Origin of the sequence: Pseudarthrobacter sp. J1763 (genome assembly GCF_050490295.1) — a bacterium.
GTDB lineage: Bacteria > Actinomycetota > Actinomycetes > Actinomycetales > Micrococcaceae > JBNPEO01.
The window spans coordinates 249908-276315 of the sequence record NZ_JBNPEN010000002.1; the positions used below are offsets into that span (position 1 = coordinate 249908).

The window sequence follows — 26408 nt, forward strand, 5'->3', positions numbered from 1 at the left end:
ACAAGGGTCAGCCTACCGAAGAACCGCCGAATTCCGCGGAACTCCACTCCACTGCTGTATTTGTGATGCCCTCAACTATGGAATCCAGCTCCGGGCGGTAAAATGGTTCGCTGGTCCTCAGCGACTATTCAAATCAGCGGCCGTGGAGGGTCATGTTCAATAAATTGACAGAGCGAATCCGCGGACTCGCGTCCTTATTCTGGCGTGAAGTCGCCAAGTTTGGCGCCGTGGGTGGCATTGCTTTTGTAATCGACAACGGCCTGACCTATTGGTTGATGCACGGAATGATGTCCGACAGCGAAGCTAAGGCACGTTTTGTGGGCGCCTCTATCGCCACGATCTTCTCGTGGATAGCAAACCGTTTCTGGACCTTCCGCCACCGTCGCCAGAGCAATGTGCTTCGCGAGTTCTTGATGTTTATCCTGATCAACGGCATAGGCATTGGTATCTCCACCGGTTTCACCGCCGCGGCCAAATACTGGCTGCTGATCCAAGACAAGAACTTGCTTTTTGCTGCTGGTGTAGTGGGCATTCTGGTAGCCACGGTGGTTCGATTCTTCGCCTACCGTTTCCTCGTTTTCAACGCGGAACTGGATGAGGAACCTGGCTACGATCATGACCATGAACTGATTGATCAGAAAGTTAGCCCGGAAGCTGAGTCCAAGTAATACGTTCACTGCTGCGGAGTCTGTCCGTGGCAGCTTCGTCATTGTGAACAACAACGATCGATCCGCCGGCTAGCCATGCGCCGAGGCAACTTGCCAGCAAATCTTCCAAGCCTGCACTGGCACTGACCAGCACACGGGCACCCTGCGGTGTTTCTTGTGCGAAGTCCTTGACTGATTCTTGAGCGCTGTAGCTTTGCTTTGCTGTGTTTAAGCGAGCTTGGTGAGTGCTTTCTGGTGAATCGTTATAGGGCATAAATACGTCAGCGTGTGAGCGAACTTCGGCGTTGTAGTCCACAGCGCCCGGAGGCAGGTCACCATCGAAGCGCATGGCTAATGCACCCAGCGCCACACCAACCATCACCGGAGAGCTAGCATCAGCACCAGAAAGTTGCTGGATGGTGTTGCCAAACACTACTTCTGAATCCAGCGCCGAGTCGTTAGGGCCAAGGTATAGCTCGGCGTCGCAGGCCAAAGCAGCAAAAGCCACAACTATCGACTTCCAATGAGCTGGCATGTTAACCAGCACCTTGGTTCCTGGTTCAACGTCAACTTCGTCTTGTAGGAAATTGGCTGTTTTCGCTACCCAGTTGTCCAGCACTCGGCCTGAAAGTTCAACACGTTCAAAGTCTGGCCCATACCAAGTCAGGCGAGGCGAAGTGGCGTCAACAGAACGCAGAGCAGTCAGAAGGTCTCGGTACGGATGTCCCATGGGTTCATCTTGCCACGACCACGGCCGGGCGCTCGCAGAGTCAAGAACGCAAGCGTTTACTAAGGCTCCGACTTGAAAAGCATGTGATCTTAGTCATCTTTGAGCTACAAAAAACCGTGACGTTATGTCTCCGTAACCAAAAATTTCGCGCAAATTCAATGAATCTTTTTTCCAGTCGCTGGAAGAGCGAGTTCTAGGCAATCTTCTGGTGGGCGTGTCGGTTTTTTCCGGGCGTGGCGCGCAACCTTTGAGGGGCTGGGAGTGACTATTATCCCCACCGCAGCTTGACGTCGTACTAGTTACACGCGTGTAATTAGTATGCAAAGGCCGCCGAACAAGCATTGCGCACATCACCGAGTGCCCTGCGAATCAGAACAGCGGCTGAAACATTCAGGAGGGACGCATGGGGCAAGCAGAGCGTATCCAAGAAGAATCGATTCTCGCAGGACGAGCGTCGGCGAAGTACCGGTCTAGGGGCGTCCCGAGTGACTGGTTCGTAGATCCTGCTGATCCAGAGGCAGCCGATCGTTTTACGGCCTTCAGTGCCGCCTCGCTTGAGGATCAAGCAACAGCTTTTCTCGCGACCCACATTGGTCTCGACGATGAAAACCACAACCTCTCTGCGGGCCGCGAAGTAGCGGACCCGCCTTTAGAACTACTCGTCAAGCCCAGTGAGCGGGCTCCGTCCCTTTTGTGGGCCGGGCAGCCGTTTCCCGGGATCGGCGCTGGATTTGACGATGAAGGAGAGCTCGGATGGCAAGCCGATGCCCTCTGCGCCCAGACGGATCCGGAAGCTTTTTTCCCAGAAAAAGGCGGATCCACACGCGACGCTAAAAAGGTCTGCGGGGCATGCAATGTACGACAGCAGTGCCTAGAGTACGCCTTGGCTAACGACGAACGCTTTGGAATTTGGGGCGGAATGTCCGAGCGCGAGCGCCGTAAATTGAGGAAGCGAGCAGTCTAATTCTCAAGGAAGTTCAGGTCACCGCCGTTGTGGTTGCCCACAATGGCGCGGACTATCTCTCCGAAACATTAACGGCGCTCGCGGACCAGAAAAGGTCCGTGGACGCCGTTATTGGCGTTGACACAGGATCAGAGGACGGTTCTCTAGAGGTCTTGGAGAAGGCTCTTGGCGCCAACCGTGTTATCGACGTCGGATCTTCTTACCGTGGTGGGTTTGGCCAAGCCGTGGCAGCGGGTCTTGCGGCGCTGTCTCCGGTAGCCGCGAGCGCTGGTGATACCTCGCAGTGGATCTGGCTCCTGCATGATGATGCAGCTCCTGCCCCTGGCGCCTTGGAGGAATTGCTCCAGGCGGTAGAGCGGGCACCTTCTGTTACTGTCGCCGGTTGTAAACAACTTGACTGGCACTCCCGGCGCAAGCTGATGGACGTTGGTCTCTCCACTAGCCGCTGGGCCGAACGTTTAACCCTGATCGAAGCCGATGAACTAGATCAAGGCCAGTATGACGGCCGCAGCGACACCTTCGCAGTGAATTCCGCGGGGATGCTGATTCGCCGTGACGTGTGGGATTCCCTCAAGGGTTTTGACCCGGCACTTTCCGGCACTGGCGACGACGTGGACTTCTGTTGGCGCAACCGGCTGGCAGGCAATCGTGTTGTGGTTGTCCCCGCTGCCATAATGTTTCACGTCAGGCACCGCCCTGACGGCCTAGGCAATGCCGCTGCAGCGCGCCGGGCTCAAGTTCTCTTGCGGCTCAAGCATTCGCCGTGGTGGGCTGTTCCGCTGCACGCAATCGGTGCTTTTCTGGGCAGTGTTTTGCGCCTGATATTCAGCATTGTGGTCAAAGACCCTGGCCACGGAATTCATCAACTGGGTGCCACTTTGGTGGCCCTTGGCTCCCCGCTCGCGGTGCTGAAAGGTAGGCGCCAAGCAGCTAAAACACGCAAAGTGCGGCGCTCGGTCATCCGAGGATTGCAGACCCCGCGTCGGGAAGTCTGGTCTCACCGCCGTTCGTTGATGGAGGCTCTGGGGGCCGACGATGTTGTGGGCGACGGCGTGGGCACCGACGGGCTCTCGCTGGAACCCAGCGGTGATTCTGACGATGACTTCACTGCGTTAGCCACTTCAGAGCGGGGTTGGGCTGGGACAGGTCTCTTTGCCGCCATCCTGATCAGCCTCGGCGTAGCTATTGCTGGGCTTTTTGGTGTTGCGGGATCTCCGGTTGTTGAAGGCGGGGGTCTCTTGCGCGTCTCCGAGACACTGGGGCAGGTGTGGGGCAACGCCGCAAGCTGGTGGATTGGTCTTGGCGCCGGTATGCCCGGTCACGGTGACCCTTTTGACTACGTTCTCTGGTTTATTGGTGTCCTGGGCTTTGGCAATACGAATGGGGCTCTTTCGTGGCTCCTTGTTTTGGCCATGCCACTTTCCGCCGCTGGCGCGTGGTCTCTGGCAGCGGCACTGTCCTTCCACCGCAGTCCGCGGTTCGTCGCCGCACTGATCTGGGCAGCAGCCCCCGTCCTTCACATAGCGCTCAACCAGGGACGAATTGGGTCTCTGGTAGCCCATGTGATGTTGCCTTGGCTACTTTTGGGGCTGGTTCGCGCAGTAGGCGCTGCTCACGACAGGCGATTGGCGGCAAATCCGAACGCTATCCTTCCGGCTGGTGTCCCAGCGAGGGCTGGTTCCGGTGGTGTTCCGTCATGGACGGCTGCCGCGGCTGCCGGGCTTGCACTGGCGATTGTCTCAGCAGCAGTGCCCTCGCTTTTGGTGCCAGCCATTGTGGTGATTGCCATCTGCGCCTTGGTGCTAGGCCGGCGCGGACGCACCTTGTGGTGGTCTATAGGCCCCAGCATTGCCCTGTTTTTGCCGCTGGCCATCAGCTCTGTGAATACGCCACGCGCTTTGTTGGCGGACCCGGGGATTGCTTTGCCTTCGGATCCCGCTCCGCTGTGGCAACAACTACTGGGCCAGCCGGTCTCCGTTGATCCTGCAGCTTCCGTGAATGCCTTTGGCACACACCTTGGTGGGCCTTGGGCGCTTGTGGCGATGCTGATCATTGGTGTGCCAGTTGTGGCGCTAGGTGCTATTGCCCTGTTCTTACCGGGGAAGCGGATGCGTTTTGTTCGCATCTTGTGGCTGGCCGCCGTGGTCATTTTGTCGGCTGCATGGCTCGGCGGCCATGTGTTGACTGGTGGAACCGATCAATTCTTGGTGAGCCCCTACTCCGGAGGTGCAGTCTCCGCTGCCGGTATCTTGTTGCTGGCCGCAGCAGTGGTAGGTGCCGAACGTTTGATGGGCCGCCGCCGTCGTCGTACTGAATCCTCCGAGCCCAAGAAGTCAAAACTTATTGGGCTCCGCGTTGTGGCCGTAGCAGCCGTATTATTACTGCTGGCTGGCCCTGTGCTGAGTTGGGCATTGTGGATTTCCGCCGCCAGATCGAACGGCGCTGATGCAAGGGCTGCAGGCACTGCGCCGCTTGTGCCACAACGACTTATTGCACCTGCCACGAATGAGACTTTGCCGGCTACTGCCACAGACCGCGGCAATGGGCCCGAACAGACTCGTACGCTTGTGATCACTGACAACGGTGATGGAAGCTTCGGTTCCGCTCTGATGCGCGGTTCAGGAACCACCTTGGACTCACTGTCCACCATTGCCTCGGCCCGGAAAATTTTGCCTGATGATCAGGCGACAAAAACTGCGGACGACGACGCGGCTGACGCGGCTTTGCGCTCATCGGTGGCCACCATTATGGCCGGCGACAGGGTGGACCCTCGGGCCCAACTGGAACCGCTGGCGGTGGGCTTTGTGGTGTTGAAAACTGACGATGCCACTGGGCAGCTGACAGCAAGTCGCATCGACTCGGTCCCAGGTCTTGTGGCTGTGGGGCAGACCAAAGCTGGCTGGCTGTGGCGAGTTAGCCCATCAGCTCAACCACCCTTGACGGATTCAGATACCTCAAACCGTTTGCGCCTGGTGGGCAAAAATGGTGCCACTACAGCTGTCCTGGGATCAGCCAAAACCGGAGCTGAAACAATTCTTCCGGATGGCCAAGAAGGCCGGCTCCTAGTGTTGTCAGAGCGGGCTGATCCAGGCTGGTCTGCGTGGGTTGATGGCCGCAAGCTGACCTCTACCACCTCGGATTGGGCGCAAGCATTTACTGTCCCGGCGAAGGGCGGAAAGTTGGAAGTGAAGTATTCCAACCCGTTCTCCCCGTGGGTTGAAATATTGCAAGTGCTGGTCCTTGGCGCCACCCTTTTGCTTGCCATTCCGTTGCCAGCGCGGCGCAGTAATGCGAAATTCTCCCGCGATGAAGGTTCTCTCAGGAAGGCTGGCACCAATGAGTGACGTAATGCAGCCGGTGACTCGGAATCGCCGGGGGGTCGCTACCGCGCTTGTGGCCGGTACCAGCACCGCGGCGATTGTTGCTGCAGTGATTGTGGCAGGAAGTTTGCTGCCACACCCGGATGGCACAAAAACTTTAGACACCCGGGTGGCTTCAGTGCCGGCCGGTGAAACCACGGCTGTGTGTCCGTCCCCAGTGAAGTTACTTCAGGGAAGTTCTGTGGGAACGGACGCGCAGTTCAGCCCTGATTCAAGCACTGCAAAAAACACGGTTTCTGCTCTGGTTCCTAGCGACACCTCTGGTGCCATTCCGGCAAGCAATTTGGCGACGATTAACGGCACAACGCTCGCCGAGATCGCCAAGGCTCCCGCGTCAGGTGCTGGAAGTAACACACCGGCGCTCAAGGCTGCAGTGGTTTCATCTAAAACTGTTGATGCCGCAGCCGTGCTCAGTGCTGACCCACTCAAGGGCAACTCCTCCTTGGCCTCGGCAGTGTTTACCTACACGGCTAGCGATGGCGATCTCAAAGGTATTGCTTCAGCCCCCTGCGTCTCACCGTCCAACGACCAATGGGTGATGGGTGCCAGCACCACCGTGGGCAGAACCTCGGTCCTGACTTTGAGTAACCCTTCCAAAACTCCGGCAACGGTGAATCTGGAAATGTTCGGCGCCAAGGGTGCCATTCAGGCCGCCGGAAGCCGTGGGCTGCTGGTTTCTCCGGGGAAATCCCGCAGTATTGTTCTAGCCGGTTTGGTACCTGAGCAAGCAGCATTGGCCGTGCACGTCCGGAGCATGGGTGGGGCCGTTGCAGCAAGCATTCAGCAAAGCACTTTGCGCGGGTTAACTGCCGGGGGAGTTGAAGTCCTCAGCGCCACTGCGGCACCAGGGACCTCCGCAGTTCTCACCTCAGTGGTGATCCAAGATCCAACAGCCACCGCAACGGTCCGCCGAGCAAACGGGTTTGGCGACGCTGGCCCCGTACTTCAGTTATTAGTCCCGGGCGCAGCCGATGCCGTGGCACAGGTTAAGCTGTTCGGTGCCAACGGCCAGCAGGCCCTCGACGGCGGCGGCGTTATCACCGCCAAAGCAGGGCAAGTTACCGAGGTGCCACTGGATGGTGTGCCGGCGGGGATTTATACGGTATCGGTCACTTCAGATGTTTCTCTTGCAGCCGCCGCTCGTATTACCCGCGGCTCAAAGCCCACCGATGCGCTGGACTTTGCGTTCTCCGGTGCCTCAACGCAGCTCTCTGACCAGCAACTTGTCACGGTTCCGCGCAGCAGCTCAACGGGCAATAGCAAACTGAACTTTGGTGTTCCTCAGGGCAGGGCGCAAATTAGTTACACGGCAATTACCGCCGACGGTGCCTTACACAAAGCGCAGAGCATCAGTGTGGCCGGTGGCACCTCGGCCACTGTCGACATCCCCGCCCAACTCTCCGGCACGGCAGTGGTGGGATACATACTTTCAGCCTCGGGAGACCAGGCGTACGGCTCGCTGTTGCAAAGTGATTCGGCGTCCAACGGGCTGTCCGTAGTGCCAATCTTGCCCGGCGTAAAGGGGCAACAATCCTTGCCCGTGACGCTCAATTACTGAGCATGATTGGCGGCTGAACAGGCCTAATTATCGGCATCTCGCCACCACTGTGTGCGGGGACGATTTACCGCGGGACTTTAGTGCCGCCGTCGTGCGTGTTGAGAGCCGGTGTCCAGAGAGCCGGTGTTAAGACCTTGTGCCTAGACTCTGTGCTTAGACCCGGCGCCGGTAGTACGGGTCCAGGCTCTCTGGCGCAATGCCCAACATGTCAGCGGTCCGTTCCACCACCACATCGTGCACTAGGTCTTGGAGTTCTTCCCGGCTGGTGCACGCGTGTTCCACAACTCTGCGGTACACGGTGATGGTGGCTGGCTCATCATCACTGGCGGGCCGGTAGGAGCCCATAGGTGCTGGCCGTCGGAGAGCCACCAATTCTTCGAGACCCGGGGGAATTTCATCAACGGCAAACAACACGCCGTTGAGCGCAGGGCCGCGTAGTTCGTGAAGCCGCTGGGCCGAATCCATCACGTATTCATCAAAGCGTTCAGAACGGCTGCGATAACCCGGCAAGGTGGGCAAAAGAAGTTCCCCACGCAGGCCACGCCCATGCCTGTTCCTGCGGCGCTGACGGAATCCACGGCCGCGGGCAGACAGAGTTTGCCCTTCGGAGTCTTCGTTGAGCCGAATACTGATTCCCGGCCCACTGAACGGCGATTGCATACATCGACTGTAGTCCGCTCGTGTGCCTCGCGCGAGCCACCACCAGCAGATCAGAAGGCACGCAGCCAAGCTACCGCGTTTGAGGCATTCGGGGGAGTAGTCTGGTTCGTCGTGGGTGCTATTCGTCAATGTTCCAGATCAGGCTGCCGTCAGAGTGCGGTTGCTACCTTGACGTTCGTCTATGCAGACTCCACGGCCGTTCTTGGCCCGCTGGCTACGTACGCCGAGCCGCACTGCTACGACCTCTGCGCTCAACATGCCGCTAGGCTCACTGTTCCTCGCGGGTGGGAAGTACTTCGCCTAGCCATGCCTGAGGTACCGGCCGGGCCTGGTCCTGACGATCTCTCCGCTTTGGCCGATGCTGTTCGCGAGGCTGCAACGGTGCGCGAACCAGCACCAAGCGAGCCTACTCAAAGAGGTCCACGAACCGTTTTGGAACCGCCAGCTGGAACCGATGGTGCCCGCCGAGGTCATTTGCGTGCCCTCCGTGAGCCGTTTTAAGTCTCTCGCTGTAGGCTGAATCCTGAACAATCAGCAGCCGCGCCGCGAGGCCACATCCAGGAGCGAGCACTTGCCCAAGATTAGCCCTGAACTTTTGTCCATTTTGCGTTGCCCGGTGACCGGCTCCGCCCTCACGCAGGTCGGCGCCGAGCTGGTCTCGGTGCAGCCGGGTCCCGCCGGAGAGCCCTTGCGCTACCGCGTTGAAGACGGCATTCCGCTGCTACTAGAGGACTCATTGTTGGCCGCCGCCAGCGGCGCGCCAAGCGACCAGCATGACGCTGCCTCCCCGTCCGCAGCGAACTAACGTCCCGCCAACTTCCCGCGTTACCGGCCCGAGGCGCACGTCCGCTTTGCTGCCACGTACTTGATCACGACTGAGGAAACAGACTTTTATGAGCTTCGATTACAAAATTGCAGACATTAACCTTGCCGAGGCTGGCCGTCACCAGATTCGTTTGGCCGAGCACGAAATGCCAGGTCTGATGTCCCTCCGTGAAGAGTTCGCGGACAGCCAGCCGCTGGCCGGTGCACGCATTGCAGGTTCCTTGCACATGACCGTGCAGACGGCCGTGCTGATTGAAACGCTGACCGCCCTTGGTGCAGAAGTGCGGTGGGCTTCCTGCAACATTTTCTCCACTCAAGATGAAGCTGCAGCAGCGATTGTTGTTGGTAAGGGAACCCCGGAAGACCCGCAGGGCGTCCCGGTCTTCGCTTGGAAAGGCGAAAGCCTCGAAGAGTACTGGTGGACAGCAGAGCAGATTATGTCCTGGCCCGGTGCTGACACGAACCCCGAGCTCGGCCCCAACATGATCCTCGACGACGGCGGAGACGCCACCCTCCTGGTTCACAAGGGTGTTGAGTTCGAAGCAGCCGGGGCTGTGCCATCTGCCACTGAGGAAGATCCAGAGGAATACCGCATCATCTTAGACGTGCTGCGCGCCTCCCTGGCTAAGGACCCGCAGAAATTCACCCGCCTGGCCGCGGGCATCAAGGGTGTCACTGAGGAAACCACCACTGGTGTGCACCGCCTCTACCAGCTGGCCGAGCAGGGCAAGCTTTTGTTCCCGGCTATCAATGTCAACGACTCCGTTACTAAGAGCAAGTTCGACAACAAATACGGCATCCGCCACTCCCTCCCCGACGGAATCAACCGCGCTACTGACGTGCTGATGGGTGGCAAGGTCGCCGTCGTTTGCGGTTACGGTGACGTTGGCAAGGGTGCTGCGGAAGCGCTCCGCGGCCAAGGCTCGCGCGTTATTGTCACTGAGATTGACCCTATCTGCGCACTCCAGGCAGCCATGGACGGTTACCAAGTTTCCAAGCTTGAATCTGTACTCAGCGAGGGCCACATCTTTATCACCACCACCGGCAACAAGGACGTTATCCTCGCCGAACACATGGCCGGGATGCAGAACAAAGCGATCGTGGGAAACATTGGTCACTTCGACAACGAGATCGACATTGCTGGCCTTGCCAAGATCCCGGGTGTCAAAAAAGTGGAGATCAAGCCGCAGGTTCACGAGTGGGTATTCAACGAGGGCACCGATGAGGAAAAGTCCATCATCGTTCTCTCTGAGGGCCGCCTGCTCAACCTTGGAAACGCCACCGGTCACCCCTCCTTTGTGATGAGTAACTCCTTCGCCAACCAGACCATTGCCCAGATTGAACTCTGGACCAAAAAGGATCAGTCGGCTGAAGAGCGTGAATACAACAACCAGGTTTACGTTCTGCCCAAGATCTTGGACGAGAAGGTGGCACGCTTGCACCTAGATGCTTTGGGAGTGGAGCTGACCGAACTGTCCAAGGGCCAAGCAGAATACCTGGACGTTGACGTCGCTGGTCCTTACAAGGCAGAGCACTACCGCTACTAAGAGGTCACCAAAAGGTGAGAACATTGTGATGGAAACGTAGCCGTGTTGTCACGCTCCATCCATGTTCTCGTTTTAAGGTGGCCCTATGGACTCTGCTGACTCAACCCCTCGCCGCCGTTCCGGCAAAACCATCGCGCTGTTAGCTGCGGTGTGTGTACTGGCCGCTGGAGGGGGTACTTTCGCTGCCGTTTCGGCGGGATCAGCGCATGCCAACGTGCCTAGCGAGTCAGCAGCTCCACAACGTACGACGCCGGGACTTGCCGTTCCTGTAGTGGCACCTTTGCAGTTACTTACCACGCCCACAGACGGCGCAAGTCAGGTAAACCCGGCCGCGCCAGTGATTCTGAAAGCTACCAACGGCAAGATTTTGCGTGCTTCGCTGACCAGCTCTGACGGTAAATCCGTTGAGGGCGCAGTGAACGCAGCGGGCGACACTTGGACGTCAAGCGGTGCATTGAGCTTCAACACTGCCTACTCGGCCAACTATGTGGCAAAAGACGGGGCGGGGCGTGAAAGCACCATTACGCGCAGCTTCAGCACGGTGTCAACGGCTAATGAGGCGGATGCAGCAATGTATCCGCTGGACACCATGACAGTTGGTGTTGCCCAGCCCATCCAGTTGACCTTCAGTGAGCCGGTCACTAACAAGGCTGCTGTTGAGAAAGCCATCAAGATCACTTCCACCTCCGGCCAGGTTGGCAAGTTCCGCTGGTACTCGGACACCATGGTCCGCTACCGTCCGGAAACTTTCTGGACCGCCAAATCCACCATAACGGTTGACATCAAACTCTTTGGTGTTTCCTTTGGCAACGGTCAGGTGGGCAACTTCAACAAAACCAACACCATCCACATTGGTGAGAAAAAAGTAGCGGTGGCTGACGCCGTCGCTAAGACCTTTACTGCCTCGATCAATGACAAGCAGGTGGGAAAGTGGAGCGTCACCATGGGGGATGAACGGTTTCCCTCTGCACGCGGATACTTGGTGTTGATGGACAAACAGCGCAAGGCACACTTTGTTGCCTCGAGTATCGGTCTTAAGCCTGGGGACCCGGCATACTACGGCGAACTGGATGTCCAGTACGCTACCCGTTTGACCCCGAGCGGCGAGTTCATTCACCAAGCAACAGACTCCGCCCTGCCCTACATTGGTGTCACCAACCTGTCCCATGGATGTATTGGTATGGGCCCCAGCGGGGCCGCATGGGTCTTTAACAACATGGGTGTGGGGGACGTGGTGAAGGTAGTGAATACCAAGGGAGACTTCGCCAACTACGACGACGGTTATGGAGATTGGAACATCGCGTGGGCTAGCTACGCCAAGCGTTAGGCTAGTTGTTTAGCTGCAACAGATTGTTCTGGGCGCACTTTGTGACCTAGGTGGGGGATATGGCATCAAACTCGAAGACATCAACAGCTGCACGCGGCTGGAAAATCGCAGGCGGGATTCTCGCCTGTGCACTAGTCGCTGGTGGCGTGGGCCTGGTGACAACTGGCTACTGGCCATCCGGCGGTCAAACACCGGTCGCGGGGAGTTCGCAGTCAACAGCCGGACTTCAAGCACCTAGCGGCGCTGGAAATGGCAGCGCCGGTGCTCAGAGCTCTGGCCCCAGCAACTCCCACTCACCAAGTCCAGCACCAGTGGTCAAGCCGCTTGAACTGGGAGTCACTCCCAATGATGGTGCTCAGGAAGTTAATCCGGCCATTGCGCCAGCCATTAAAGTGATCAATGGCACCATCAAGAGTGTGAGCCTGAAGGATTCAAAGGGCTCCGTTATTGTTGGCAAGCTCAGCGCCGACGCAGCAAGCTGGAGCGCTAACGATCCCCTCGAATTCAACGAACGGTACACCTACGAGTTTGTGGTTGCTGACTCTGCTGGCAATGAAACCACCAAACGCCACAGCTTTGCCACCGTGCAAACGGCGAACGAAGCTGATGCAGCCGTTTTTCCTTCGAACGGCTCCGTGATGGGTAGCGGTCAGCCCGTTCAAATCACCTTCAGCGAACCGGTGATCAACAAAGCTGCCGTGGAGAAAGCCGTCAAGATCAGCTCCACCTCGGGTCAGCCGGTCGCTTGGCGTTGGTACAGCGACAAGATGGCCCGCATTCGGCCGCAAACTTTTTGGGCTGCTGGAAGCAAAGTCACCATCGACATGCAGCTTTTCGGGGTGGACTTTGGTCAGGGCATGATCGGCAACTTCAACTCCACGGTGGGTTTTAGTGTGGGGCAGCAAAAAGTTGCTGTGGTGGATGACATCACTAAAACCATGAAGGTGTATTTCAACTCCGCATTGGTCAAAACATTCCCGGTGACACTGGGGGACCCGGAGTGGTTATCGCCCACCGGCTATGCCGTGATTATGGAGCAAGAGCGTTACTCGAAGTTCAATGCGGGGAGCATCGGACTCAAAAAGGGGGACAAGGGGTATTACCCGCCACTGACTGTTGAGCACGCTAACCGCTTGACGTCCTCTGGTGTATACGTGCACCAAGCACTGCCATCTGCATACGCTTACGTGGGCAACACCAACGTCTCGCATGGCTGTGTGGGTCTATTGCCAGCTGACGCAGCATGGTTCTTCAACAACATGACTTCAGGAGACGTGGTGCAGACACTGAATACTGGTGCGCCAGCCGTGGAACCGCTTGAGGGCTGGGGCGACTGGAACATCCCTTGGGCCCAGTACGCTTCGCGCTAATCGGCGTAAGGTAACCGTTCAATCCGTTGCGCCAGCTTGGCACTCCGCGCAGCAGATTTTGTGAGTCGGGCTAGGTCTCTGCTTCGGCGCTCAGCCATAACAGCGGATAAAAACTCGTCTGGACCAGTGCCTTGTGGCGCCGAGGGAGCAACGTAGCGGCTCACTTCTGCAACAAGTTCCGTGCTGACCCGCCAACGCGCCTCAGGAGTCATACGGGCTGCCTGCTGCATATACGCTAACGTTCGGCGCGACACAGCATCCGGAAGCCGGCCAATGTCTGCCATGGTGGCCCAGCCACGCAACCGCGGTGGCACCTCCGGAACTACTTTGACCTCTTCCGTGACGCGATCCTTGAGCGCGTGCGTGCCGGCCATCAAATCACCTAGTCGCTTGGCGCGTTCGTTGAACATTCCTGCGAGTAGCGCCACCGAACCGAGCGTCATGTAGATCTCCAGAAACCCAGCCAGGCCCCTAATCACTGCATGCCGGAAGCGAATGGCGCCCCCGTCGTCGCGCACTACACGGATACCCACAATCATTTTGCCCAGGGAACGGCCGCGCGTCAGAGTTTCAACCGTGACGGGAACGATCACCGTGAAAAAGATCAGTAATACCAATGACATCATCACGCCGGTGGAAAGATCGGTGGATTCCGCGGCGGAGCCAACTACCGTCAGAGCCACAAAGTACAGAACAAGCGTGAGCACAACGTCGATGATCAAGCCCACAGCACGGAGTAGAAAAGAAGCTGGGCGTAGCTCTAGTACTACTGCCTCACCGGTAATGATGGCTGTCATGGCCCCCCATCCGTGGACCCCACAAGTGCCAGAAGTCCTTTGGCACCGCAGGGGCGGCAATTCCTTCGCTTCGAATCAGTGTATCCAGTCTCCCCGCACATCCTTCTGGACGGTTAGTCTGGAGCCGTGGACATGGACGCCTTCACAGCAGTCAACGCATCGACCTGGAAACGCCTCGATGATCTTTCGCGTACCCGCCGATTGGACGGCGCCGCCGCCGATGAGCTGTTAAGCCTGTACCGGAAGGCCTCGGGGCACTTGTCCCTGATCCGTTCGCTCGAGCCGGAAAGCGCCCTTTCAGCATCGTTATCCGCAACGCTCGCTCGTGCCCGCTCCCGCTTCACCGGGGCGCGGTCCAATTTTATGGAGGACCTCGCAGGATTTTTTGTGATTTCTTTGCCAGCAGCGTTCTACCGGATCCGGTGGTTGACCTTGGCCTGCGGGGCGGCGTTTATTTTGATCGCAGCTATTTACGCGTTGTGGATTGCAAACAGCCCTGAGGTCTTGCGCAGTTTGGGTTCGGATGCCCAGATTCAGAAGTACGTCAATGACGATTTCATCAATTACTACTCAGAGAACCCGGCGGCGTCATTCGCTGGCGCGGTGTGGACTAACAATGCCTGGATCAGCGCACAGGCCGTTATCTTTGGTGTCACTGGGATCTGGGTTCCTTACATACTGGTTGGCAATGCCACAGGTGTGGGGCAAGCCGCTGGCATATTTATGGCTGTGGGTAAATCCGACGTCTTTTTCAGCTATATCCTGCCGCACGCTTTGATGGAACTCACGGCGGTGTTTGTGGCTTGTGCGGCAGGTCTGAGGATTTTCTGGGCGTGGGTATCCCCGGGCCCCATGCGCCGTTCGGTGGCACTGGCCAAGGAAGGGCGCTCCTTAGTCACCGTGGCATTAGGGCTGGTCTTGGTGCTCTTTGTCTCCGGTCTTGTAGAAGGGTTTGTGACCCCGTCTACCTTGCCCGTAGGGGTGAAAATAACCATCGGTGCCGCGGTTCTGGCAAGCTACTGGGTTTACACGCTGGTCCTGGGCTCACGGGCAGTTCGCTCAGGAGAAGACGGTGACCTCGAAGCAAAAGACGCTGGATACACCGAAATCGCCGCCTGACCGGGGTGGCCTCATCAGCTCTCTGAGCGCCTACCGGTAGGCTCGTTGCTTAGAAAGTAAGGCTGCAGAGTGATCATACGCTCGTGGCAAGCGTCTGATGGAAGTGAAACAACGTGAGCGAGAACAAGCCTAAACAGGAGCCAATCCACTTGGATTCCTCCCAAGACACGGACGAGCCAGCCTTTGATTGGCTCAAGACCCCGGCCCGCAAGGAGCCCAGCACTGAAGCTGAACCAGCAACGCAAAAGCTGGACGCAGATTCCGTAGATTCTGCAGAGCCGGATAACGCACGGCCGGATAACGTAGGGCCGGATAAAAGTGGCGCGGGGCATCGTGCCACTTCGGCCAGCGAATCAAAAGCAGATGCCATTGCTGCAGCCGATTCTGAAACCGCCGCATCTGCCAGCTCAGGGGCTAAGTTTGAGGACACTGAATTTAGCCGAGCTGACGCTGCAGCCATCAACGCTACTCGTTCCACCAGCGCCGGGGAGACCGAACCGACGGGAACCACTCCTTTATTTGAACCGCATCCCACGTCTGCGCTGCAGGTTCGCCCGCCAGAGGACGAGATCCAACGCCGTAAATCTCGTCGGGATCAGGTAGCAAATTCTCGTCCCGTGGCCCCGCGCATTATTCAGGTCCTTTTGGCCGTATTTTTCCCGGTGATCGTATTAGCGGCAGCTGTTCGCGCCGTCGCATCTCCCTTGTTTTTATGGGTTGAATATCACCGTCCTGGGTTCCCCGGAGACGGCTATGGCTTCAGCACTGATGACCGCCTCAGCTACGGTTCCTACGCGATGGACTACTTATCCAATTTCGCTGCCCCGCGGTACCTCGGCGACTTGGTGAACGCCAGTGGCGAAAAGCTGTTTAAGAGCGGTGAAGTTTCCCACATGGCTGACGTTAAAAACGTTATGCTCTCCACCTGGGCTGGTGGCACGCTGCTGGTCATCTTGGCCATCATCGCCATCATTTACTTGCGCAAGCGCAGCACCGGCGGCGTCCGGCGGGCTCTTTTTGCTGGATCCATCGTGACACTGGTAATCATCATCACCCTCGGTGTCTTGGGCGTTTTGGGGTGGGAACGGTTCTTCACCGATTTCCACCACATTTTCTTTGCCAACGGCACCTGGACCTTCAGCCTCGACGACACGTTGATCCGTTTATTCCCGGCGCAATTCTGGATGGATGCAGGCATCGCTATTGCTGGGTTGGTACTGCTCGTATCGATCGTTACGCTCATCCTGACCTGGCCCACACGCAAACGCCGTGGCCTGAGCAAAAGCCGGGCAAAGGCCTAGCGCTAAGCCTGCCTATTTGGCGTAAAGGGCCTCGACCTCGTTGGCAAAGTCCGCAACGACCGAGGTCCTTTTCAATTTAAGGCTCGGCGTCAGGTGACCTGACTCCACGCTCAGCTCAGAGCCCAGGACCCGGAACTTGCGAATGCTTTCGGCTCTAGAGACCAGCTTGTTGGCGGAGTCGATAGCCTCTTGCAGTGCTTCGAGTACACGAGGATCGGTGGCAGCCTCGGCCGTGCTGAGCGGCTCGATGTTTTGTTCTTTGCACCAGGTGGCCAGTCCTTCAGGATCTAAGGCCAAAAGGGCAGAAACGAAGGGGCGCCCTTCACCAACCACGATGGCGTGTTCCACTAGCGGGCTGTGCCGGATCTCTTCCTCGAGCGGACCGGGGGCAACATTTTTGCCAGCCGCGGTGACCAGAATGTCCTTTTTACGACCGGTGATGGTCAAGAAACCGTCATGGTCCAAAGAGCCAAGATCGCCAGTGCGGAAGAATCCATCAACAAAAGCATCCTGGTTGGCGCCTTCATTATTGTGGTAACCCTTGAACACCCCAATGCCTTTGATCAGGACTTCGCCGTCATCAGCAATTCGGATGGTGGTGCCAGGGATAGGGATACCCACACTGCCAATGCGGGTGTGCTGTGGGGTGTTCACCGCTGCGGGAGCAGTGGTTTCAGTGAGGCCGTACCCTTCCAACACGGGGATACCTGCACCATGGAAAAAGTGCGCTTCCCTTGGGTTTAGTGGGCTAGCGCCGGAGACCGTGTGGCTGACCTCGGAGCCGAAGACTGCGCGAATTCGCGGGAATAAGATGCGGTCAAAAACTTTTTGTGTGATGCGAAGAGCCACGCCTGGGCCCGCGTTGCCTTGCCGCGCTGCTTCAAGCGCCGTGGAGTACTTCACAGCTGTGGACGCCGCCCTGGCAAAGAGCTTGCCCTTTCCAGCTGCTGAAGCCTTGGATTCCGCGCCAGCGTAGACCTTCTCAAAAATGCGGGGCACAGCCAGCAAGAACGTTGGCTTAAAAGTCACTAAGTCGTCCATTAACTCGGCGGCGCTTCCGCTGTGACCAAGCTTTATCCCGGAGGTCATACAAACAACCTGGACTGCCCGGGCCAAAACGTGGGCGAGCGGCAAAAACATCAGGGTGCGGCCCTCGGGGTTCTCGAGGAACTCGCTGAGGAACGGAATAACATTCACGGCCACTACAGCAAAGTTGCCGTGAGTGATCTCGCAACCCTTTGGTTTGCCGGTGGTGCCCGAGGTGTAGACCATGGAGGCTACGTCTTCTAAACCGGCGGCACTGCGCTGACGTTCAAGCTCAGAGTCGCTGACCCCCACACCGGCGGCGGCGAGGCTAGTGAGGTTGGGTGCTTGGCCGTCCTCGCTCATCCGTGTCACGGCGATGGGGGAGTCGCCTAAGAGAGCTGAGGTAGCGGCAAGATTTTGAACCAGGTTCGCCTTGGCCTGGTTTTCAACAAAGATCCGTCGGGCTCCGGAGTCGGCCAAGATCCATTCGATCTGGCTAGGGGAGGAGGTCTCGTAGATGGGCACCACCACACCGCCAGCGTGCCAGATGGCAAAGTCCACCAACGTCCAGGCGTAGCTGCTGCGGCTCATCACTGCCACTGGATCGCCCACCGAGAGACCGCCTGCGATGAGGCCCTTTGCGATCGTTTCCACTTGCTGCAGAAAATCTTGGGCCGTGAGATCGGTCCAACCGGCAGCGGTTTTACGTGCGTACAAAGCGCGTGTAGGCGTAGCGGCTGCGCGTTTGAGGAGTAGATCCGTAATGTTGCTGGCCGGATCCAACTCCACTAGCAACTCAGTGGTGGCTTCTCGCATGTCCGTTCCTACCTTCTTGTCCATCGACGTTCAACTGTTCCTACTTGGAGAGCTGTCTTGATTGCGTTGGTTGCCCCTAAATCCACGAGGGCATCCACATCCTCAAGTGCCAATCGTTGTAGCTTATGGTTTCACCGGTCCAGATGGGGTAAAAATATGCCGACAGCAGTAGTGCTGCAGCCACCAAAATGCCCACCACCAAAACGCCAGAACGACGCCGCCACACAGGATCAGTGCGTTTGCCCAGCAAGAGTCCCAAAACAAAGCACACGGCCAGAACCAAAAACGGTTCAAAGGCGATCGCGTAAAAAAAGAATGTGGTGCGTTCAGGGTACATAAACCACGGCAAATAGCCTGCGCCAACCCCGGCCATGATGGCACCGGCCCGCCAATCGCGGCGGCCTATCCACCAAAAAAGCAGTACCACCAAGGCAATGATGGCACCCCACCAGATCAGCGGGTTTCCCACCGGAAGGATGGCCTCTGAACAGCTTTGAACTTCACAACCGGATTGCCCCAGTTTGGGCGATTGGTAGTAGAAACTTGTGGGCCGGCCCATGACCAGCCACGTCCACGCACTAGCTTTGTAGGGGTGATCGGCGCTGAGTCCCTGATGGAAGTTGTAGGCCTCAATATGGTAGTGAGCCAGGGACCTGAGGGAGTTAGGAATCCAACCCCATTGCTCGCTCGGATTACTGAGAGCCCATTGCCGAAAATAGGCGTCCTTGGACAAAAACCAGCCCGTCCATGTGGCAAGGTAAACCCCACCAGCCACCGGGACGTACTGCAGAAAGGCAGGGATTCCGTCCTTGATGACGCCGGCACTCAACCAACCACGGATCCCCGTCGAACGCCGAGCACCCATGTCCCACAAAACCATCAAAATTCCGAAGGCCGCCATAAAAAACAGTGCTGACCATTTGGTGCCCACAGCCAAGCCCATACACACGGCCGCTACTAGCCGCCACGGACGAATCCCCAGCCAAGGGCCAGAAAACAGTACTGATTCCAGTGGCCTGCCGCCGAACGCACCGTTGTTTGCGTTGCCGTGCCGGGCAGTGGCGCGCTGACCCAGCCGGGCCGCGAGTCGGCGTCGTCCATCATCACGGTCCAGTAGCAACGCGCCAAACGAGGCCAAAATCCAAAACATCAAAAAGATATCTAGAAGCGAAGTCCGGGACAACACTAAGTGAGTGCCGTCTATAGCGGTGAGCAGGCCCGCTGTGGTGCCCAGTGCGAGGGACTTAAAGAGCTTTTGGGCGATCAATGCGACCAAGAGGATTGAAACGGTACCAGTGAGCGCAGCGCTAAAACGCCAGCCGAAGCTGCTCTCGGGACCAAAAAGATTCATTCCCCACGCGATCATCCACTTGCCTACTGGAGGGTGAACCACATATTCGGGGGTGCCGAGGATCACCGTTGGGTTGCCAGCATTAAAGGCGTCGTTCGCCTTCTCCGGCCAGTTACGTTCGTAACCACTCTGCAAGTACGAATAGGCGTCCTTGACGTAGTACGTTTCGTCAAAAACCAGGCTATGAGGGTGTTCAAGACGCCAAAACCTCAGCACGCCACCGATGGCAGTTGTGATAACTGGGAGCAGCCAAAACCACAATCGCAGGCTGGGTGCATAATCACGCCAAGAGCTCAAGGACCCCAGCAATCTGCTGCGAAGTTGTTCAGCCGAAAAGGCGGTGGCAGGATCCGCGATCCACGAACCGCCACGGCCAGCCGTTACGGCGTGGTGGGAGCGCAATTCCTCGGTCCGGGTCACATGGTTATGTTACCGGGAGTAGAACAGAATCGACGTCTGGAACCTCACCCGCGCCGTAAGTGCACCCGATATAGTCCCCGGGACGCACGGCGGTAGGCTGGGTGGGTGGATACGGACAGCGCGCAGCGCCCAGAGAACGTCAGCGAAGAAGCCAATGAAGAGGCTAACAATGTGAGCGAAGAACACGCCGACGCTGAACTCTCGAACACGCTCTTGCCCGAACTGACCGGTGCGCTCGCAGGACGCGGGAGAATCGTTTTGGCGGCAACACCAATCGGCAACGTGGGAGATGCCTCCCCGCGCTTGCGCGAGTTGCTTGGCAGCGCAGATATCATCGCCGCGGAAGACACGCGCCGCCTGCAGCGCTTGGTCAGAGCCACTGAAGTTACGGTCACGGGGCGGATCGTCAGCTACCACGAACATAACGAAGCGGCGAAAACACCTGAACTCCTCGCCCAGGTGCGTGAGGGAAAAACCCTCCTGATGGTGACGGACGCCGGTATGCCCGCCGTCTCGGACCCCGGCTTTCGTCTAGTCGAGGCAGCCGTAGCAGCAGGTGAAACTGTCACCGCAGTTCCCGGTCCCTCGGCTGTCCTCACTGCTCTGGCGCTTTCCGGCCTGCCGACCGACCGTTTTTGTTTTGAAGGTTTCTTGCCGCGCAAGAGCGGAGAACGTTCCGGCCGGCTCAAAGAATTGGTCACTGAGCGGCGCACCATGGTGTTTTTCGAAGCGCCTCATCGCCTTGAAGTGATGCTGCGGGCAGTGGATGCGGCCTTTGGGCCAGAGCGCCGAATTGCAGTGTGCCGGGAACTGACAAAAACTTATGAAGAGGTTCTGCGCGGGACGGTGCGTGAACTGCTCGAATGGGCTGAATCCAATCAAGTCCGGGGCGAGATTGCTGTCGTAGTTGCAGGCGCCCCGGAGCAAGCACCGTCCGCTCCAGAGGACCACGTTGCTGCAGTGAACCAACTCGTCGCCGGTGGTGTGCGGCTCAAGGATGCCGTGGCCGCGGTGGCCGAGGAAGCCCGCCTGAGCAAGCGTGAGTTGTACAGTGCCGTCCTCGACTCCCGCCAGAGTCAGAAGTAGATATACCTCCTCTGGCTCCACGCAAAGGAGCTGAATGTGCAATTGCACAAGTGTGGCGGGCGTTACTAGTGCGCCATTGCGTAGACACGTCAGAAGCACGGGCAGTAGCTTGGCAATAGATCGCGGGCCACTACTCGTACCAGCAAATACCGGTGACTTTTTAGGCCGGGCCGACGAAGGAGTCTTTTATGACTGAAGCAATTACCGCCGAGCGCGAAAAGGCACTCTTGGCTACCGTTCCCACGGGTCTGCTGATCGGTGGGGAATGGCGCCCGGCCGCGTCGGGCAAAACTTTTGAGGTAGAGGACCCCGCTACCGGCAAGGTTTTGTTGAGCATCGCCGATGCTGGTCCAGAAGACGGCATGGCGGCCTTGGATGCTGCAGCTGCCGCGCAAGAAGAGTGGGCGAAGGTTCCTCCGCGCGAACGTGGCGAAATTCTGCGACGCGCCTTCGAAATGGTGACCGAGCGCGCTGATGACTTCGCGTTGCTGATGACCATGGAAATGGGTAAGCCTCTGGCTGAAGCCCGCGGTGAAGTTACCTATGGTGCCGAGTTCTTGCGTTGGTTCTCCGAAGAAGCAGTCCGCGCTTTTGGCCGCTACTCGGTGTCTCCGGACGGCAAGTCCCGCTTACTGGTGACCAAAAAGCCGGTTGGCCCTTGCCTTCTTATTACCCCGTGGAACTTTCCGCTAGCCATGGCCACCCGCAAGATTGCGCCGGCCGTTGCTGCAGGCTGCACCATGGTCCTTAAGTCAGCCAACCTGACACCGCTGACTTCTCAGCTATTTGCTCAGATTATGTTGGATGCCGGATTGCCCGCGGGTGTTTTGAACGTTATCCCAACCTCCACGGCAGGGGAGACCACTGGCCCATTGATCCAGGACCCGCGTCTACGCAAGCTTTCCTTTACCGGTTCCACACCGGTGGGCCGTTCTTTGCTGGCCGATGCTGCCAAGACTGTATTGCGGACCTCGATGGAATTGGGCGGCAACGCTCCGTTTATTGTGTTTGAAGACGCCGATGTGGACGCTGCTGTTGCAGGCGCCATGGTGGCCAAGCTCCGCAACATGGGCGAGGCCTGCACGGCTGCCAACCGTTTTATTGTTCACGAGTCGGTGGCCGAAGAGTTTGGTGCAAAGTTCGCTGAGAAGGTGGGCCAGGCGGTCACCGCTCGAGGCACTGAGGCGACGTCAACCATCGGCCCGCTGATCGATGCCAAGAGCCGTAATAAGGTTCACGAGCTGGTTACGGATGCTGTTTCCGCCGGTGCCAAGGTTCTTGTTGGTGGTGAGCCCGCCGAGGGTGAGGGCTACTTCTATAAGCCGACTGTTTTGAGTGAGGTCCCTGCTGAATCCCGGATTTTGAGCGAAGAGATCTTCGGCCCGGTGGCGCCCATTGTGACGTTCGGGACCGAAGCAGAGGCGGTTCGCCTTGCCAACAGCACTGAATACGGTCTGGTGGCGTATGTCTTCACTAAGGATCTGAACCGTGGTCTGCGGATGGGCGAACAACTAGAGACCGGCATGCTGGGCCTAAATGCCGGGGTGGTCTCCAACGCTGCGGCTCCCTTTGGTGGTGTCAAGCAGTCCGGATTGGGCCGCGAGGGTGGCCTCGAAGGCATCGAAGAGTACCTCTACACGCAGTACATCGGCATCGCTGATCCTTACGCGAGCTAAGGCAGTCGCTGCCCCATCCAGGACAGTGACACCAACCCAGTGACACCAACCCAGTGGTACTAGCCCTGTCAACGCCGCCAGTAACTTCTGGCGGCGTTGACAGGGTGTCTCAGCACCGCTGCCCAGTGAGCAAAGGTCGACGGCGGTAGCCACTGAGCGCGCCACCTCACTCCCAGAGGTACATGAGTGAGCAGAGTCTCGCGAACAGTCTGCGCCCGGTTCGCTTCGGTGTTGCTAAGCCCGTCAAGGGTGCTCACGCGGCCGTAAGTGGCGCGTTCAAAGTCTTGGTTGATGGCTTGGACAGCCCGGTGAGCGGGGGCATCAATGTTGGAGCCGTCCCCCAATAGTCCCGAGCCGCGCAAGCGCCCAGAATAAACTCGTGGCGTCTCATGAGCAGCACGCGGAATACCAAAATCGTGACCCAAATCTTCAAGCTCATGCCAAGCACTAATAGCCAACGCCGCACTCAAAGCAGAGGCGTCGGCCAGTTCGTCGGCAGGCCCCCGGAGGCGACGCGAACGCCGTCGTTCTCTCACCAGGCGCGGTGTAAGGGCTAGCAAAACGGCCGCCAAAAACACCCCAATAGCGATCAACCACGTGCTTGGATCGGTTTTTTGGCTAGGGGCTCCTGCCGCCACGGTGGGTGTGGTGCTTGGAACCGGAGTTGCAGCGCTCGCAGTGGTTGTTGGCCGTGGATCATTAATCAAGCCGTCATTGTTTTCGTCTTGGTTGGTGGAAGCACTAGCTGACGCCCCAACGGTGTAGTCCGGAACCACCCCGCGCGAAGGGGTCGGCTCAAAGGGAACCCAACCAACACCCTCAAAGTACAATTCTGGCCAAGCGTGAGCATCACGGGCATCTACGGCATATTCGGCAAAGGGATCTTGGCCAGAGAGCGTCACCTTGTTTCCGGTGAGCCGCCCCGGTGCATAGCCCACTGCAATCCGGCTGGGGATGCCAAGCAGCCTAGCCATCACGGCCATCGCTGAGGAAAAGTGGACACAGTATCCACTTTTTTTGGTCAAGAACTCACCCAGAACATCCAAGCCCGTGCCGTCATAGCCCCCTTGCACCGGTGCATCGAGGGAGTAACTGAACTCTGGCCCCCGCAAAAAGTTTTGAATGGCAAGGGCTTTCGCGAAGGGTGTGCTGGCCGATCTCCCTAGCGTTTCAGCCGTCCTGGATACAACCGCCGGAATTCCCGAGGGTAGTTGGGTGAATATCGCTGGAAGATCGCGGTTTTCAGTGGAAGCGGTGTTCAAATGGGCAGCCGTGATTTTTGGCGCTGTGCTTTCCACGAGGTATCGCTGATTCTCGGTGTTGGTTCCTTGGCCCTTGGCCGTAAGTGTCTCCGGATCCCACGTCCAATCGCCCCGCAGGCCACTGACTTTTGAGGGTGGGTAGGGTGCGGGCAGGTATGGGCTGACAAAATTGCCGGTGTTGATGCTTGTGAGAGATTGGGAAATTTCCAGGCCTGCCTGGTAGACGGGTGGGTCGATCGATTCGAGGCTGGTACGTCGGCTTGAGTTCCGATCATCCGGTCCCCATGTGTCACCGCTAAAGGAATCAATGGTGGTGGAACGCAAATAGAGCGGCGAGGCCGAATCAGTGGCGTAAGTAATTTGCCCGCCGCCGCTGGGGGATCGCAGCGATGAACCTAAAGAGATCATCGGGTTCAGTCCATTGGGTTTGCCCCACTGTGCCAGGCGCGAACCTTGAGGAAAGGCGCCCTCGGTGAAGCCCGGGATTGCTAAAGGGACGGCAAGAGTCAGGACCAAGGCTGCGGCTGCGGCAGCGCTTGCTCGGCCAAAGTGCCCCGAGGCGCGGGGGCTTTCCGCCTCCATCGCTGCCTTCGGTGCGAACCACTGGCCAACCGCAAGAATCAAAAGGTAACCGCAGCTCCCTGCGATAAATCCCAACCAGCCCACACCGAGGGGTTTGAGCATGGCCGGCACCACCAAAATTGCTATCAAAGCTAAGCCGCTGGTGGCCGGCATGGCCAGAGGGACGGCCAGAGCGTCCACCAAGATGACCATCAGGCCCAAGACCGTACACGTCACAAGAACTATGCCAGCGTTGGGTACAACCGGTGCATTCTCGTTGACAACCGTGGACCCGGCCCTGCTGAGTAGCCTGCCAACTTCGGTGAAAGTTTCGGCGGTGGGAATCAGCCCCAGAATGCTGTGCTGGCGGAAGAATATGCTTGTTAGCGTCAAAGCGAGCGCCACAAAAGCGCTCAGGCTCGTGAGCAGCGGCGAAAAGCGCAGGGTTCGGGTGAGAGCTAGCACGCAGCTGAGAATCATTACCACTGTTGCTACGGGCATAAACCATGTCCACCCCCGCATGACTCCATTGAGGGAGAGCGAGCAGCCCAAAATAGCCAAAGCTATAGCACCCGCCATGGCCCATGGGTAGACGCCGGGTTTGGTGCGGGTCTGGTTCATGCCTGGCCACCGGAGGCAGTGGGGAGCGCGGTTTGCCACTGGTCCACTTCGCTCCATACCGCGGGCAACAAAGATGCGGGGCTGGCCAAGGCAACACGCCAACCGGCTAGGCGGAGAACCGTCGCCGCCTCGCCGAACTCTTCTGGACGTTCGGCCACAATAATGGCCGCGGTCAAGGTACTCACACCCGCAAGTTCTGCTAGACGATGGGCTTCCTCCACACTGAGGCGGCCCAACACGGCAACGAGGGGTCCGCGCATCCGGTGGGCAGCCACCCGATTGTAGAGGCCCTCGCCAAAATCCGGGCTGGTAGTTTGCTGGACTCCGCTGCCATAACCCGCCGGGCCGGATCCCGTTGTGCTGCTCACGGTGATTGCAGCTAATGACTCGGCAATCGTGGCTAATCCTGCGGCCCCGCTGAATTCTTCAGCGAGCGGATCTGGAGCCGAGGTGGAGGTTTTGAACCCGGCGGCGCCGTTAGGGGTGAGAACACGAAGAGCGTATTGGCGGGCTATCAGGTGAGCACTTAGTGACATCATCGCCACAACCGCCCATTCAAAGGTTTCGAGTCGCGCCAAGGTGGCGTCGTCGTTCTTGCTGGTGGCAAAGGCACTGTGGCGCTGGTCAAAAATCAGTGTGGCTTCAGCGGCCGTCACCGATTCCTCTTGCCGGACCATCAACTTACCGTGGCGGGCGGTGGCGGCCCAGTGGACGCGTCGCATCGGGTCCCCGTGCCGGTATTCGCGCGTCATTACGTCGTCGTCGCTGGGATTCGCACGGGCCTGAGTTGGTGCGAGCCCTTCGTTGCCACGTGCGCCGTTAAGGTTCAGGGATGGAAGTTCGACGGCGGCCGGGGTCACAGTGAGCAACTCACCGGCGTCCAAGTCGAGTCGATGCATGGACAAACCAAAGGGGTCCGCGAATTCAGCGCTCACTGGGCCAATCAAGAACTGTCCCCGCTGTGCGGAACGCAGCCGGTATTCGTAGCCGCTGGTGCGCGCTCCACGAGCCGAACGAGAAGGGTAAGAAAAGCTCGGCGACTGACCAAAATTTCTTGGCAGCTGCTCTTTCATCACCACCCGTGCACCGCCCGGAACCAACCGGGATACAGACAAGGTGATGGTGGCGGTGGTGTTGGTGTCTGCCATGCCGGGGCGGAAGTCGCGCTGGATGGCGAAATTGGGTTTCGCCCAACGCACACTAGCCAAGGAGATTAACGGCATTACCAGCAAAAGCACCGCCACATAAAGCAGGTCACGGCGGCCCATCACCCCGGCGGCAAGCAACGCTACACCGCCAGCGGCGAGTAGCCCCCAGCCCCTTGACGTGAACAGTTCTCTGATTGGCCTAGCCATGTGGAGTGC

At 58.3% G+C, this 26408-nt stretch carries 20 protein-coding genes; 13 read left to right on the forward strand and 7 right to left on the reverse strand.

What is annotated here, in order from left to right:
* Positions 1 to 152: 152 nt before the first annotated feature.
* On the forward strand, positions 153 to 668 hold the full coding sequence (locus ACQQCD_RS03160) for a GtrA family protein (RefSeq protein ID WP_430266942.1): 516 nt from the start codon (positions 153 to 155) through the stop codon (positions 666 to 668).
* Here ACQQCD_RS03160 and ACQQCD_RS03165 read toward each other — a convergent pair.
* Positions 643 to 1377: a TIGR03089 family protein gene (locus ACQQCD_RS03165; protein ID WP_430266943.1), complete on the reverse strand. Its 735-nt coding sequence runs from the start codon at positions 1375 to 1377 to the stop codon at positions 643 to 645. The genes ACQQCD_RS03160 and ACQQCD_RS03165 overlap by 26 nt on opposite strands.
* Positions 1378 to 1780: 403 nt before the next feature.
* Here ACQQCD_RS03165 and ACQQCD_RS03170 point away from each other — a divergent pair, with 403 nt between their 5' ends.
* From ACQQCD_RS03170 to ACQQCD_RS03180, 3 genes are read left to right on the forward strand one after another with little or no spacing between them, the layout of a single operon-like run.
* Positions 1781 to 2341, forward strand: coding sequence for a WhiB family transcriptional regulator (locus ACQQCD_RS03170; protein ID WP_430266944.1), 561 nt, complete (start codon positions 1781 to 1783; stop codon positions 2339 to 2341).
* Positions 2342 to 2370: 29 nt separating this feature from the next.
* On the forward strand, positions 2371 to 5685 hold the full coding sequence (locus ACQQCD_RS03175) for a glycosyltransferase family 2 protein (RefSeq protein ID WP_430266945.1): 3315 nt from the start codon (positions 2371 to 2373) through the stop codon (positions 5683 to 5685).
* Positions 5678 to 7279 carry a DUF5719 family protein gene (locus ACQQCD_RS03180; protein ID WP_430266946.1) on the forward strand — a complete coding sequence of 534 codons (1602 nt, stop codon included), beginning with the start codon at positions 5678 to 5680 and terminating at the stop codon, positions 7277 to 7279. The genes ACQQCD_RS03175 and ACQQCD_RS03180 overlap by 8 nt, the downstream gene beginning before the upstream one ends.
* Positions 7280 to 7432: 153 nt before the next feature.
* On the opposite strand, the gene ACQQCD_RS03185 is transcribed toward ACQQCD_RS03180, so the two are convergent.
* A complete protein-coding gene (locus ACQQCD_RS03185) occupies positions 7433 to 7939 on the reverse strand; it encodes a metallopeptidase family protein (protein ID WP_430266947.1) in 507 nt (168 codons plus the stop codon).
* Positions 7940 to 8050: 111 nt separating this feature from the next.
* Between ACQQCD_RS03185 and ACQQCD_RS03190 the strand changes: the two genes are divergently transcribed.
* The 5 genes from ACQQCD_RS03190 to ACQQCD_RS03210 all read left to right on the forward strand — a co-directional run bounded on the left by ACQQCD_RS03190 (position 8051) and on the right by ACQQCD_RS03210 (position 13008).
* Positions 8051 to 8440, forward strand: a complete 390-nt coding sequence (locus ACQQCD_RS03190) for a DUF3499 domain-containing protein (protein ID WP_430267034.1) — start codon at positions 8051 to 8053, stop codon at positions 8438 to 8440.
* Between the two features lie 70 nt (positions 8441 to 8510).
* Positions 8511 to 8744: a hypothetical protein gene (locus ACQQCD_RS03195; protein ID WP_430266948.1), complete on the forward strand. Its 234-nt coding sequence runs from the start codon at positions 8511 to 8513 to the stop codon at positions 8742 to 8744.
* Between the two features lie 88 nt (positions 8745 to 8832).
* Positions 8833 to 10311, forward strand: coding sequence for an adenosylhomocysteinase (ahcY, locus tag ACQQCD_RS03200; protein ID WP_430266949.1), 1479 nt, complete (start codon positions 8833 to 8835; stop codon positions 10309 to 10311).
* Between the two features lie 85 nt (positions 10312 to 10396).
* On the forward strand, positions 10397 to 11638 hold the full coding sequence (locus tag ACQQCD_RS03205; RefSeq protein WP_430266950.1) for an Ig-like domain-containing protein: 1242 nt from the start codon (positions 10397 to 10399) through the stop codon (positions 11636 to 11638).
* A 59-nt stretch (positions 11639 to 11697) separates the two neighbouring features.
* A complete protein-coding gene (locus ACQQCD_RS03210; protein WP_430266951.1) occupies positions 11698 to 13008 on the forward strand; it encodes an Ig-like domain-containing protein in 1311 nt (436 codons plus the stop codon).
* Here ACQQCD_RS03210 and ACQQCD_RS03215 read toward each other — a convergent pair.
* Positions 13005 to 13805, reverse strand: a complete 801-nt coding sequence (locus ACQQCD_RS03215; RefSeq protein WP_430266952.1) for an RDD family protein — start codon at positions 13803 to 13805, stop codon at positions 13005 to 13007. The two genes, ACQQCD_RS03210 and ACQQCD_RS03215, sit on opposite strands and share 4 nt — an antisense overlap.
* 126 nt (positions 13806 to 13931) lie before the next feature.
* Here ACQQCD_RS03215 and ACQQCD_RS03220 point away from each other — a divergent pair, with 126 nt between their 5' ends.
* Complete coding sequence (locus ACQQCD_RS03220; RefSeq protein ID WP_430266953.1) at positions 13932 to 14924, forward strand: stage II sporulation protein M; 993 nt, start codon at positions 13932 to 13934, stop codon at positions 14922 to 14924.
* Positions 14925 to 15037: 113 nt separating this feature from the next.
* Positions 15038 to 16225 carry a TIGR01906 family membrane protein gene (locus ACQQCD_RS03225; protein ID WP_430266954.1) on the forward strand — a complete coding sequence of 396 codons (1188 nt, stop codon included), beginning with the start codon at positions 15038 to 15040 and terminating at the stop codon, positions 16223 to 16225.
* 12 nt (positions 16226 to 16237) lie between these two features.
* On the opposite strand, the gene ACQQCD_RS03230 is transcribed toward ACQQCD_RS03225, so the two are convergent.
* Both ACQQCD_RS03230 and ACQQCD_RS03235 read right to left on the reverse strand, forming a co-directional pair.
* On the reverse strand, positions 16238 to 18067 hold the full coding sequence (locus tag ACQQCD_RS03230) for an AMP-dependent synthetase/ligase (RefSeq protein WP_430267035.1): 1830 nt from the start codon (positions 18065 to 18067) through the stop codon (positions 16238 to 16240).
* Between the two features lie 76 nt (positions 18068 to 18143).
* Positions 18144 to 19838 carry a dolichyl-phosphate-mannose--protein mannosyltransferase gene (locus ACQQCD_RS03235; RefSeq protein ID WP_430266955.1) on the reverse strand — a complete coding sequence of 565 codons (1695 nt, stop codon included), beginning with the start codon at positions 19836 to 19838 and terminating at the stop codon, positions 18144 to 18146.
* Positions 19839 to 20051: 213 nt separating this feature from the next.
* On the opposite strand from ACQQCD_RS03235, the gene rsmI reads away from it, so the two are divergent.
* Together rsmI and ACQQCD_RS03245 are read left to right on the forward strand one after the other, a co-directional pair.
* Positions 20052 to 20924: a 16S rRNA (cytidine(1402)-2'-O)-methyltransferase gene (rsmI, locus tag ACQQCD_RS03240; protein WP_430267036.1), complete on the forward strand. Its 873-nt coding sequence runs from the start codon at positions 20052 to 20054 to the stop codon at positions 20922 to 20924.
* 188 nt (positions 20925 to 21112) lie between these two features.
* Positions 21113 to 22600 (forward strand): NAD-dependent succinate-semialdehyde dehydrogenase, encoded by a 1488-nt coding sequence (locus tag ACQQCD_RS03245; protein ID WP_430266956.1) that lies wholly within the window; start codon positions 21113 to 21115, stop codon positions 22598 to 22600.
* 68 nt (positions 22601 to 22668) lie between these two features.
* Here ACQQCD_RS03245 and ACQQCD_RS03250 read toward each other — a convergent pair whose 3' ends face one another.
* Positions 22669 to 25044: a transglutaminase TgpA family protein gene (locus tag ACQQCD_RS03250; protein WP_430266957.1), complete on the reverse strand. Its 2376-nt coding sequence runs from the start codon at positions 25042 to 25044 to the stop codon at positions 22669 to 22671.
* Positions 25041 to 26399, reverse strand: coding sequence for a DUF58 domain-containing protein (locus tag ACQQCD_RS03255; RefSeq protein WP_430266958.1), 1359 nt, complete (start codon positions 26397 to 26399; stop codon positions 25041 to 25043). The genes ACQQCD_RS03250 and ACQQCD_RS03255 overlap by 4 nt, the downstream gene beginning before the upstream one ends.
* Between the last annotated feature and the right edge of the window lie 9 nt (positions 26400 to 26408).